The 12701-nt window shown below is 44.3% G+C and carries 11 protein-coding genes; 6 read left to right on the forward strand and 5 right to left on the reverse strand.

Annotation, left to right across the window (positions count from 1 at the left end; all coding sequences use genetic code 11):
- Window positions 1-7 precede the first annotated feature (7 nt).
- From OCV65_RS11375 to OCV65_RS11385, 3 genes are all read left to right on the forward strand, one after another.
- Window positions 8-1405 carry an alanine/glycine:cation symporter family protein gene (locus OCV65_RS11375; RefSeq protein ID WP_262582164.1) on the forward strand — a complete coding sequence of 466 codons (1398 nt, stop codon included), beginning with the start codon at window positions 8-10 and terminating at the stop codon, window positions 1403-1405.
- Window positions 1406-1576: 171 nt separating this feature from the next.
- Entirely contained in the window at window positions 1577-3367 is a 1791-nt protein-coding gene (locus OCV65_RS11380) for a bifunctional homocysteine S-methyltransferase/methylenetetrahydrofolate reductase (protein WP_262582165.1), read from the forward strand.
- On the forward strand, window positions 3345-4754 hold the full coding sequence (locus OCV65_RS11385) for a DUF512 domain-containing protein (protein ID WP_262582166.1): 1410 nt from the start codon (window positions 3345-3347) through the stop codon (window positions 4752-4754). Before OCV65_RS11380 ends, OCV65_RS11385 begins: the two co-directional genes overlap by 23 nt.
- A gap of 73 nt (window positions 4755-4827) precedes the next feature.
- On the opposite strand, the gene hydF is transcribed toward OCV65_RS11385, so the two are convergent.
- Window positions 4828-6045, reverse strand: a complete 1218-nt coding sequence (hydF, locus tag OCV65_RS11390) for a [FeFe] hydrogenase H-cluster maturation GTPase HydF (RefSeq protein WP_262582167.1) — start codon at window positions 6043-6045, stop codon at window positions 4828-4830.
- Between the two features lie 70 nt (window positions 6046-6115).
- The gene (locus tag OCV65_RS11395; protein WP_262582168.1) at window positions 6116-6967 is read right to left on the reverse strand and encodes a DegV family protein; all 852 of its coding nucleotides are present in this window, start codon (window positions 6965-6967) and stop codon (window positions 6116-6118) included.
- A 196-nt stretch (window positions 6968-7163) separates the two neighbouring features.
- On the opposite strand from OCV65_RS11395, the gene OCV65_RS11400 reads away from it, so the two are divergent.
- Window positions 7164-7454 (forward strand): DUF3784 domain-containing protein, encoded by a 291-nt coding sequence (locus OCV65_RS11400; RefSeq protein WP_262582169.1) that lies wholly within the window; start codon window positions 7164-7166, stop codon window positions 7452-7454.
- 1 nt (window position 7455) lies between these two features.
- Window positions 7456-8349 (forward strand): radical SAM protein, encoded by an 894-nt coding sequence (locus OCV65_RS11405; protein WP_262582170.1) that lies wholly within the window; start codon window positions 7456-7458, stop codon window positions 8347-8349.
- A 67-nt stretch (window positions 8350-8416) separates the two neighbouring features.
- Here OCV65_RS11405 and OCV65_RS11410 read toward each other — a convergent pair whose 3' ends face one another.
- The 3 genes from OCV65_RS11410 to OCV65_RS11420 form a co-directional block, all read right to left on the reverse strand.
- Window positions 8417-9820, reverse strand: a complete 1404-nt coding sequence (locus OCV65_RS11410) for a sodium-dependent transporter (protein WP_262582171.1) — start codon at window positions 9818-9820, stop codon at window positions 8417-8419.
- Window positions 9821-9920: 100 nt separating this feature from the next.
- Window positions 9921-11126, reverse strand: coding sequence for an iron-containing alcohol dehydrogenase (locus OCV65_RS11415; protein WP_262582172.1), 1206 nt, complete (start codon window positions 11124-11126; stop codon window positions 9921-9923).
- A gap of 8 nt (window positions 11127-11134) precedes the next feature.
- Entirely contained in the window at window positions 11135-11599 is a 465-nt protein-coding gene (locus OCV65_RS11420; RefSeq protein ID WP_262582173.1) for a MarR family winged helix-turn-helix transcriptional regulator, read from the reverse strand.
- Between the two features lie 154 nt (window positions 11600-11753).
- Here OCV65_RS11420 and OCV65_RS11425 point away from each other — a divergent pair, with 154 nt between their 5' ends.
- On the forward strand, window positions 11754-12602 hold the full coding sequence (locus OCV65_RS11425) for a DegV family protein (RefSeq protein ID WP_262582174.1): 849 nt from the start codon (window positions 11754-11756) through the stop codon (window positions 12600-12602).
- The last annotated feature ends 99 nt before the right edge of the window (window positions 12603-12701 follow it).

The following is a 12701-nucleotide window of genomic DNA, read 5'->3' on the forward strand; positions in this document are numbered from 1 at the left end:
TGAAAAGATGCTACATACAATTGAATCAATCAACAGTGTGATCAACGATTTTATCTGGGGAGTTCCTGCAATGATTTGTATCATTGGTGTGGGACTGTATTTGAGTATACGTACCAGATTTCTTCAGATCCGTAAGTTTGGATATGCGATTCAGACGACGATCGGAAGAATGTTTCGTAAAAAGGAGGCGTCCGATGGAGCGTTGACGCCGTTTCAGGCAGTTTGTACAGCACTTGCGGCAACGGTCGGTACCGGTAATATTGCAGGTGTAGCCGGAGCGATTGCTATCGGAGGACCAGGAGCGGTGTTCTGGATGTGGATATCAGCGATTCTCGGTATGTGTACCAAATTTTTTGAGGTTACGCTGGCAGTACATTTCAGAGAGCGCAATGCAGAGGGAGACCTTGTCGGTGGTCCAATGTACTATATTAAAAACGGACTTGGGAAAAATTGGCGATGGTTGGCGTATCTGTTCGCAGGATTTGGCGTGCTGACGGTATTTGGAACCGGTAATGCCACACAGGTGAATACGATTACGACAGCAATTGATTCTGCACTTTTGAATTATCATGTGATTTCAACAGATACAGTACCTGTAATGAACTGGATTATTGGTATTGCGATTACGTTCCTGGTTGGTTTGATCCTGCTTGGCGGGGTGAAGAGGATTGGACAGGTTACAGAGCGTCTGGTGCCATTTATGGCAGTGCTTTATATCGTGCTTGCACTTGGCGTTGTTGTATTTCATTTTCAGAATATCCCGGCTGTATTTGCTTCAATCTTTGAAGGTGCGTTTCATCCATCAGCAGTAACCGGTGGTGTGATCGGAAGTTTCTTCTTAAGTATGAAGAAAGGTGTATCCAGAGGTATCTTTTCTAATGAGGCAGGTCTTGGTACAGGTTCCATTGCACACGCCTGTGCAGATACCAGGAAGCCTGTAAAGCAGGGACTTTTCGGTATCTTTGAAGTGTTTGCAGACACTATCGTGATCTGTACACTGACAGCATTAGTTATCCTGTGTAGCGGTGTGTCTGTTCCGTATGGTGAAGCAGCAGGAGCGGAGCTTACGATTGCAGGATTCACAGCAACATATGGTAACTGGGTATCTGTTTTTACTGCAGTGGCAATGTGCTGTTTCGCATTTTCTACAATTCTCGGATGGGGATTGTATGGGGCGAGATGTATTGAGTTTTTGTTTGACGCAAAGGTAATTAAGCCATTTATGGTGGCATATTCGTTGGTGGCGATTCTTGGTGCTACCGTTGAGTTGGGGCTTTTATGGAGTATCGCGGAGACATTTAACGGACTGATGGCGATCCCGAACCTGATTGCAGTATTCCTGTTGTCTGGTACGGTAGTGAAGATGACAAAAGAATATTTTGCAGGAGAGGGAAAGGATTCATAAAAATAATTTCAGAGAACGCTTCTGGTGATGAGGACCGGACGCAGAAAAATGAAAAACAGATAAAAGATAAAATGTTGTAAGATGGGCTGTGCACGAAATGGTGTATAGCCCTTTTGATAATGTGGAAAGTATGTTATTATAACATATAGTGTGACAGAAGAGGAGAGCATTATGGGATTATTGGACAAGATAAAAGATCACATTTTATTGATGGATGGTGCTATGGGCACTTATTATAATCAGCAGTATGGTACAGAACTGGAGGCAGAGGAAGCGAATCTTGTGCATCCGGAGGAGATTACTGCAATACATAAGGCATACATTGAAGCAGGAGCAGAACTGATCAGGACGAATACCTTTGCGGTGAATCATCTGATGTTTCCGAAGCGGGAGGAATGTAAGAGAGCGATTCATGCAGCGATTGCCTGTGCAAGACAGGCGGTAGCAGAATCCGGTCGTGAAGTGGAAATTGCTGCATCGATCGGACCGATCCGCCAGACGGTGACAGAAGATGATGAGAATACGATAAAGGAATATCAGTTCCTTATAAATTCGATGCTGGCAGAAGGCATTCGCATTTTTGTATTTGAGACGATGTTGGAATTAAAATGGGTTCAGCCGTTATCAGAATATTGTAAGAGTCAGTGTGAAGAGTCCGTCGTGATCGTTCAGTTTTCTTTGAATCCATCCGGGTATACCCAGTATGGATTTGGAATGAAAGAGATCATTGATAAGTTGTGTCAGATGGAGACAGTCGATATCTTTGGGTTTAACTGTGGCGTAGGTGCTGCACATCTTCGGAAACTGTTGGAGAAGCAGACATTTCCAAAGGAATGTATATTAAGTGTGCTCCCGAATGCCGGATATCAGCAGGAGCTCCGTGGCAGAATGCATTATGGGGATGATCCGGAGTATTATGCGAAGCAGATGGAACGCATGATCCCACTGGGAATTAATATTGCAGGTGGATGTTGTGGTACTACACCGGAACATATTGCTGCATTGAAAAAAGTACTTGGTGGACAGGCACCTCAACCAAAAGAGGTTGTAGAGGAAAATGCGGATGGAGAGAGTGTAAGTAATGCAGCACCGACTGATTTTATCAGCAAGTTAGAACGTGGCGAGAAGGTATTTGTAGTTGAACTGGATGCGCCGTTTGATGCGCAGATGGATAAATTCAGCAAGGGAGTCTATGCATTAAAGGAAAATGGAGTGGATATGATAACGGTATCGGATTCACCATTGGCAAGATCCAGGGCAGATGCAGCACTTTTGGCTGTTTATGCAAAGCGTCTGACAGACATTTCTGTGATGCCACATGTGGCAATGCGTGACCGCAATCTGATCGGTCTTCGCTCAGAGATATTGGGTGTGCATGCGAATGGTATTCGCGATTTTCTTGTGATCACGGGAGATCCGGTGGGACCGGATAACAGAGGCAAGATTACCGGTGTATTTGATGTAAACTCTATCCGTTTTATGGAATATCTGCAGCACATGAATGAAGAGATATTCCCGGATCAGCCGGTGTATTATGGCGGTGCGCTTAATTATGCGGGTAATAATATCCGGGCAATTGTCGGCAGAATGCGTAAAAAGATGGAAGCAGGATGTGCATATTTCCTGACACAGCCGATATTCTCAGAAGAAGATGTACAGAGAGTGATCGAGCTGAAAGAGATGACGGGTGCGAAGATTATCTGTGGTCTGATGCCGTTAGTCAGCTACAGAAATGCACTATTTATGAAGAATGAGATGCCGGGCATTCATGTGAATGATGAGATCCTGAACCGATATGATCCAGAGATGAGCCGTGAAGAGGCAGAGGATACAGCAGTAGCGCTTTGCCTGGATATTGCAGAAGCGCTGCGTGGGGCTGCAGATGGATTTTATCTGATGACACCATTCCACAGAGTGGGACTGGTGAACCGCATTATCAATGCGATTAAGCAAGGAGAATAAGTTGAAGAAGAAGGAACATTTGATCAAAGAAGTCTATCCGGGTTCAATTGCCGAGGAGATGGGAATTGAACCGGGCGATGTGCTGCTTCGGATTAATAAGCAGGAAATCGGAGATGTATTTGATTACCGTTACTATATAAAAGATGATTATATCGAAGTACTGATCCGCAAGGCAGATGGAGAAGAATGGCTACTGGAGATTGATAAGGATTACGATGATGATCTGGGAATCGAGTTTGACAATGGGCTGATGAGCGATTACAGATCCTGCAGTAATAAATGCATTTTCTGCTTTATCGATCAGATGCCTCCGGGTATGCGTGAGACCTTGTATTTTAAAGATGACGATTCCAGACTGTCATTTCTGCAGGGAAATTATATCACGCTTACGAATATGACAGAAAAAGATGTAGAGCGTATTATCCATATGCAGCTTGCGCCGATCAATATATCAGTGCAGAGTACCAATCCGGAACTTCGCTGTAAGATGCTTCACAATCGGTTCGCAGGTGATAAATTAAAATATCTGGATCAGCTGTATGAAGGACATGTGGAGATGAATGGCCAGATTGTATGCTGTAAGGGCGTTAACGATGGGGAAGAACTGAGAAGAAGTATTGAGGATCTGTCGAAGTATCTTCCATTTATGCGAAGCGTATCAGCTGTTCCGGCCGGTATCACCAAATATCGGGATGGTTTATACCCGTTGGAATTATATACCAAGGAAGAAGCGGGAGAGGTTATTGATCTGATTGAAAGTTATCAGAAGAAGTTCTACAATGAGTATGGACTTCATTTTATTCACGCCAGTGATGAATGGTATATTACTGCTGAACGGGATTTCCCGGAAGAAGAGCGATATGATGGATACATTCAGCTGGAAAATGGTGTGGGCATGATGCGTCTCTTTATCGAAGAGTTTGAAGAGGCAGTGAAGCATCTGGAAGGAAAACCAATGGAACGTACGCTGACCATTGCTACCGGTAAGCTGACGTATCCGACGATCTGTCAGTTTGCAGAGCGGCTGACGAAGCTATATCCAGGTCTTGTGGTTCATGTATATGCAATCCGCAATGATTTCTTTGGAGAGACGATTACCGTATCCGGTCTGATCACGGGACAGGACCTGGTAACACAGCTGCTGGAATATAAGGAGCGGGGTGTGGACCTTGGTGAGACACTTCTGATTCCATCTAATATGCTGCGTACAGGTGAAGAAGTGTTCCTAGATGATATGACGGTGCAGCAGGTGGAAGAAGCACTGGAAATGCATCTGACGGCGATCGAACCGGGCGGACAGGACTTTGTAGACGCAGTTCTGGATGAAGGATATCAGATGGAGAGAGAAAACGAAGAATTTGTATATGTCAATGCATATGACAGATAAAAAAGTGTGCAACATGAAAAAGGTTCTGAGACTTAATGTCCAGAACCTTTTGTGGTCATCAGAGAACACCATATTACAGATCAGGAAATATCTCCAGACTACGCTCCAGTATGCCATGCATATGAGCGATGGCTGTTCCGTAATTGGTCATTGGAATGCCGGCATCCTCAGCGCATTTCATGCGATATTTCACTTCACGTTCATTTAGCATGCAGCCTCCACAGTGGATGATCAGCTTATACTGGTCGAGTTCCAGAGGAAATTCGGTTCCACTGGTGAATTCATAAGTGAGGTTCTTTCCGGTGTGCTGTTTCAGCCAGTTCGGCAGCTTTTCCGTGCCGATGTCACCGCATTGTCTGTGGTGGGTACAGCCTTCGGAGATCAGTACTTTGTCACCGTCTTCCAACGTGTCAATTGCCTGTGCACCATTTACCAGGCTTTTGAGATTGCCCTTGTATCTGGCGAAAAGGATGGAGAAAGAAGTCATCGGTATGTCACGAGGTGTGTCTTTGGCAACGTGACCGAAGACCTGACTGTCGGTAATGACGAGAGAAGGCTTTTGTCCAAGAGAATCTAAGGTCTCTTTTAATTCCGTATCCTGAACGACGATGGATACTGCTCTTGAATCCAGAATATCCCGGATGGTCTGCTGTTGTGGAAGAATCAGACGACCTTTCGGTGCAGCTTTATCTACGGGCACGACCAGCACGATGAAGTCAGACGGATGGATCAGGTCGCCAACGATTCTGTGGTCAGAATCCTGATTTGGGGCAAGACTGGCGATGCGGTCTTTTAATTCGTGAATATGGATTTTTTTCTCAGCACTTACTGAAATGATATGCTCGGAATCTGTCTGACAGACGGAGAGCGCACTTGTTAGGGTATTAAGATCTTCGGTTAGTTCGCATTTATTCAGAACTATCAAGTAAGGAATATTCTTTTTCTGAATCTGTTTCAAAATGCGCAGATCTTCATCTGTGATGCCTGAACTGCTGTCGATGATTAGCAGGGCAATGTCAGTTTTGTTCAACATCTGGTATGCTTTGCGGATACGAAGGGCTCCCAGATCACCTGTATCATCCAGACCCGGAGTATCAATGATGACAACCGGACCAAGAGGAAGCAGTTCCATGGACTTTATGACAGGATCAGTGGTGGTGCCTTCAATATCAGAGACAATTGCCAGATTCTGTCCGGTGATTGCATTGATAATGCTGGATTTCCCGGCGTTCCGTCTTCCAAACAGACCAATATGTATGCGTTCACCGGATGGCGTATTATTTAAGCTCATAAAAGAATCCTCCTTGATTAAAATCATGTATAAAATTCAGTTTACGCCTATTCGGAACAATGTGCAATTATTATTCTGTAAATCCTGCCAATCCAAAGGCGGCTGGTCCACCATGAGTTGTGATAACGCCATTCGCCTGCAGCCATTGAATCTTTTGAAAACCACATTCTTTTGCAGTCTCTTCTGCAATTATTCGTACATCATCGGAGAGACCGACAGTACGGACAAACCACAGAATACTGCGGTCAAGGTTATAATTCTCTATATAGTCCAAAATCAGCTGTCGAGCAATTTTTTTCATTTTGCCACGGTACTTTTTAGTAGCAACCAGTTTACCGTCCTGGATTTCGATGCATGGATGGATGTGTAGAATACGGCTTCCCAGGCAGACAGCATTACTGACGCGACCGCCTGCTTTCAAAAATTCCAGGTTGTCTGGAAGGAAGCACATTTTGGTGCGGGCAGAGAGTGCTTTTGAAGCAGACACAGCTTCAGAAAGAGTCATTTGCGGATTCTTCTGCAATAATTCTGCAATGGCGATTACGATGGCTGCCTGTCCGATGGATACCTGTTTGGTATCTAACATTGTCACATAATCCCGTTCCTCAGATGCGATTACAGCACTTTGGTAAGAGCAGGTGGTGACAGCAGAATAAGCCAGATAAAGAATCTGGGCATCTGGATGCGCGGTGTGGATGGCATCAAATACCAGCATGAAGTCATCTGGGGAACATCCGCTTGTTCTTGGAAGCTTACCGGTTTCTTTATAATAATCACAGATTTTCTGAACCGGGAAAGAACCGTCATCCATAGTATGGTTGTCAAAAGTAACGTGCATCGGCACTAAGGTAATATTGTATTTAGCGGCTAATTCCGGTGTGATATCAGAACCGGTCTCAGCGACGATTATAATAGGATTCATGAGAATCTCCTTTCACATAGTTGTAATATTTAGAAACTAAAAACATTATAAGTGGTAATCGATACTACGTCAATAGATTTGATGATCAAAATAATTGAATGACAAATTAATTGTAAATAGTGCATCATTTGACAAATGAATGCGCATTAGGTATCATGAAAATATTACGGAATTATGAGATGAAAGGATGAAAAGTATGGAAACATTTGATCTGATTATTACGATTGGCTGTCTGATCGTTGGATTTATGATGCTGACGGGAAGAGGAGATGTCCTTTTGAATGATAAGGATGCTGCTCAGCGGAATAAGCTGTATGATATGAAGAAGGCACAGAAAGGGTATGGAGTTGCTTTTCTTGTGATCGGTGCAGCATCTGCTGTCAGCATGCGTGTGAAGACACAGATGGGATTTGTGATTTATCTGGTTGTTGTAATCGTATCTCTGGCAGCCAGTGTTGTATATATGAAGAAGTGCTGTAAAAAGTAATATGAGTGGATGTGTATTGTGTCCGCGTCACTGCATGGTGATGCGGGATAATGGAGAAAAAGGATTCTGCCAGGAGACGGATCATCTGCGTGTGGCGAGAGCCGCCTTACATATGTGGGAAGAACCCTGCATCTCCGGAGAAGAAGGATCGGGGACAGTATTTTTTACAGGTTGTAATCTCAGATGTGTGTACTGTCAGAATTATGATCTGTCAAGAAGCGTAGCGGGGAAAGAGATTACTATATCAAGGCTTGCAGAGATATTTTTGGAATTGCAGCAAAAGGGGGCAAATAATATCAATCTGGTGACGCCGACACATTTTGTACCGCAGATTATCGAGGCATTGAAATGTGCCAAAGCTCGGGGATTACATCTGCCGGTTATATACAATACCGGAGGATACGAGTCGGAAGAGACGCTTGGTATGCTGGATGGATGGGTCGATGTCTACCTGCCGGATTTTAAATACTGGGAGAGTGAGCAGGCATTGCGGTATTCCAAAGCAGAGGATTATCCGGAAACTGTGAAAAAAGCGATTCGTGAAATGTACCGTCAGACCGGCGCATGCAGATTTGATGAGAACGGAAAGATTCAGAAGGGTGTGATCGTACGACATTTGTTGCTTCCGGGAGAACTTAAGGCGGCGAAAAGGATTGTGCAGTATCTCTATGAGACTTACGGCGATTCTGTCTATATGAGCCTGATGAATCAGTATACGCCGTTAGATACTCTGGATACTGTGAGATATCCGGAACTTGGAAGAAAAGTAACGGAAAAGGAATACGATGCGCTTGTAGATTATGCCATAGATCTGGGTGTGGAATGCGCGTATATCCAGGAAGGAGATACAGCAGAAGAGAGCTTCATTCCTCCATTTACTCTGGAGGGCGTATAAGGTCATGAAAAAAGGAAGACATCACAGTGAAAACTGTGATGTCTTCCTTTTTTGATTATAATCGTTTTTACAGAATGCCCAAAGACTGCAGTAATAAGAAGAACAGCAGGATCGGGGTTACGTATTTTACCATAACGATGTACAGTCCTTTACGGCTGAACTTGGCACCGCTCTTGGTAACTTCATTGATAATAGTATCTGGTCCCAGTACCCATCCAACCATAATGCAGGTTGAAATTGCAACGATCGGCATCATGATCATGTTGCTGAGGTAATCCAGTACATCCAGAACCTGGGCTACAGATCCGTTCGGCAGCGGAAGTTCAAAGTAGAATACGTTGTAACCAAGGCATACGATGATACCTACGACAATTGCGTAGATCAGTGACAGGGCTACACTTTTGTTACGGGAAATCTTCCATTTATCCATCAGACCGGAGACGATCGCTTCCATGACGGATACAGATGATGTGATCGCGGCAAAGGTAACGGTTACAAAGAACAGGATACCGATTGCGATACCCACTTTTCCCATAGCAGCAAATACCTTTGGCAGGGATACAAACATCAGTCCCGGTCCGGCTGACATACCTTCGATACCGGAGAAGGTGTAGATTGCCGGAATAATCATCAGTCCTGCAAGGAGAGCAACCAGTGTATCAAAGAATTCAATCTGATTAATGGATGACATCAGGTTAACATCGTCTTTTACATAAGAACCGTAGGTGATCATGATACCCATGGCAACGCTGATGGAGAAGAACAACTGTCCGATAGCATCCATCAGAAGCAGGAAAAATCCTTTGATTGTCATACCTTCAAAGTTCGGTATCAGATAAATCTTAAGTCCTTCTAATCCGGTACGTGTGATACCATCTGCATCGGTGCTATGCAGTGTCAGTGAGAAGAAAGAAATACCGATGATCAGTACGATCAGGATTGGCATCAGAATACGGCTGTATTTCTCAATACCTTTGTTAACACCGCTGATTACAACAAATGCAGTCAATCCCATGTAGATGATCATCCAGATAATCGGTGACCACTGGCTGGTAATATGACCGGTAAAATAGCCGTCGGCTGCAGTATTTATAGCGTCTCCGGTGAGGAATGCGAACAGATACTTGAGTACCCATCCACCGATGGTGCAGTAGTAAGGCAGAATGATGACAGGCACCATCCATGCCAGGAATCCGGTCGGAGCGAATTTTTTGTTCAGCATACCGTAAGCGGTAAGCGGTCCCTGTTTGGTCTTGCGTCCCATGGAAATCTCCGTGATCAGCAGGGTAAAACCAAAGGTCAGTGCAAGAATGATGTATACGAAGATGAAGGTACCTCCGCCATTCTTAGCTGCCAGATAAGGAAAACGCCAAATATTTCCAAGACCTACAGCACTTCCGGCTGCGGCCATAACAAAGCCCAGCGAGCCAGTAAAGCTGCCGCGCTTATGATGATGTGAATTGTTACTCATAAATAAACCCTCTCTTCCTTAATATACGATATAAATATACAATACACGTATTTATCTACTATAAAGGAAGAGAGGGTTCTGCGCAATAAAAAAATATAAATTAGTTTATTTGCATCAATGATTCATAAAATAGTTCAAGTTCTGAGGCGTTCATCAGCACCGGAACCGGGTATAATGGGTTGGCCTCCTTGTCTGCGTACCTGGCAAGACGAGGTATGTCTTCCTGTTTAATCTCCGGGATTGTGTCAGGAATGTCAAACCGGTGTTTCATATCTTTGATGGCGCTTATGAAACATTCAGCAGCTTCAGCGTCTGACATTTTTTTATCAGCGACGCCGGCGGCAATGGCAAGTTTATGCAATTTTTTGTGAATACATTTACCATAAGATTCCAGTATCATTGGCAGGATTATTGCATTGGCCAGCCCATGCGGAACATTGTATTCACCGCCAAGCGAATGGGCAACAGCGTGGACATAACCCACGTAGGATTTGGTAAATGCACAGCCGGCGTAGAATGATGCGTGAAGCATATCACGACGTGCATTGACGTTTCTGCCATCAGCGTAGACTGTATCAATATTTTCAAAGATCAGTCGTACAGCGTGCAACGCATCCCGTCTGGTGTGATAAGTAGTGGAGCGCCCAATATATGCTTCTACGGCATGAGTCAGAGCATCCATTCCGGTTGTTGCTGTAATTGACGGTGGAAGGCTTAAAGTCACTTTCGGATCTAATACGGCATACCTTGGAATCAATGGAAAGTCGTTGATCGCATATTTGTGCCGCGTCTCAGCATCGGTGATGACAGCGGCGAGGGTTGTCTCGCTTCCGGTTCCGGCGGTCGTTGGAATGGCAATGAGCAACGGAAGTTTTTTGCGTACTTTTAAGATGCCTTTCATCTGCGCCAGTGTTTTTTTCGGACGGGCGATACAGGCACCAACAGCCTTGGCGCAGTCCATGCTGGAACCTCCGCCGAAACCAATGATCGCATCACATGCATGATCGCGGTACAGTTCCAGAGCTTCTGCCACATTAATTGTAGTAGGATTCGCAACAGTTCCGTCATAAATGACAAATGGAATAGCGGCACGTTCTAACGTATGCTCCAGGCGTTTGGTCAGTCCCAGACTCCGAATAGAGGAGTCTGTAACGATCAGTACACAGGAGGCATGATTACCGCGGATCACATCCGGAAGTTCCCGGACACTGCCTACAATCTGCGGTTTGCGATAAGGAAGTACTGGCAGTGCCAGGCGGAATGCTGTCTGAAATACGCGGCAGTATATTTTTTTAAATATATTCATGAGTTTTCTTATCCTTTCTCTTCGAGTACAGAAATCAATTGTTCCAGATTATCGGAAATGTGATAGAGTACCCGGTAAAATGTCTTGGTTTCTTCCATAGTAAGTCCATTGCGTCCGGCATCTACTGCCTGGCGGATCAGTTCAGAGACCTGACCTGCGTAGGCACGTCCTTTGTCGGTAAGTACAGCTTTTGCCCGGTATTTTCTGCCTTCCTGCGGACCTGAATGTTGGTAGGTGATCATTTCAAAGCTTTCCAGCTCCGACAGAATGCGGGAAATCGCAGCCTTGTCTTCCCGGCAGCGAATGCACAGCTCGGCGGCGGTCAGACCATCCGGTGTAGTATATAAATAGTAGATACACATGGCATGGACACCCTTCAGACCGATTTCGCTCATTGAGAGTTTCTTGATTTTCTGTATGCTTTTATAGACGCTGGTTATACCTCCGGTTAGCAGTTCAAAACTATCGGTCATAATAATTCCTCGTTTCACATTAAAAATAGTTGATTTATCAACAACTATCTGCTATAGTAGCATAGTCATGTTGATATTTCAACATCTATTTTGAGAGAAGCTTTGAATGAGATTAATATTCATAATAAAAACAGATTAAGAAAAGAGGATAATTATGGCGGTTCAGATTATTGTGGATTCTACGGCTGATTTTTCGGCAAAAGAAATTGAGAAGAGACAGATTACCTGTATTCCGATGACTGTAACATTCGGAAATGAGCAGTATATCGATGGAGTAGATCTTACGAAAGAAGAATTTTTTGTGAAACTGATGAATGAAAAAGAATTTCCTAAGACATCACAGCCGTCTCCGGCAAAGTTTGCAGATTGTTTTGAAGAGGCAAAAGAGAATGGAGATGACGTTGTAGCAATTCTGATTTCCGGTGCGCTCAGTGGTACAGTGCAGAGTGCCACAATTGCGAAAGATATAGCAGAGCATGATGGCGTATATATTGTAGATAGCAAGTCAGCCACACTTGGAATCCGGTTGTTAGTAGACCGTGCAGTCAGAATGCGTGATCAGGGAAAGAGTGCAAAAGAGATTGCAGAAGCGTTGGATGAGTTAAAAGCGAGAGTACGTCTTTTTGCAGGACTGGATACGCTGGAATATTTGCAGAAAGGCGGTCGGATCTCTAAGACAGCAGCAAGTATCGGAAGACTGGCGGGTATCAAACCAATCATAACCATTGATGAAGAAGGAAAGGTAGCAGTATGCGGAAAACAGCGTGGTAATAAAAATGTATTCCGCCAGATTATAAAATATGTCGAGGCTGATATGCCGGATGAGAATTATTCGGTATATTTTCTGTATTCAGCGGACAAGAAGAACTGTATTTCATTTATCCAGACATTGCAGAAAAATGGGTTGGATTTTGGTAAGATTAAGACCAGAGAGATCGGACCGACGATTGGCAGCCATATCGGACCGGGAGCATTCGGAATTGTATATGTTGCGAATAAATAAGGCTCAATCACAAATTTTGTGGGATTTCCGATTCCTCTCGTAGCTCTGTCGGCTCATATCGAATAGCTTCAGAAAGAAATATTCGTCATCAGGATATCC

Source organism: Dorea ammoniilytica (assembly GCF_025567415.1).
GTDB classification, from domain to species: domain Bacteria; phylum Bacillota; class Clostridia; order Lachnospirales; family Lachnospiraceae; genus Claveliimonas; species Claveliimonas ammoniilytica.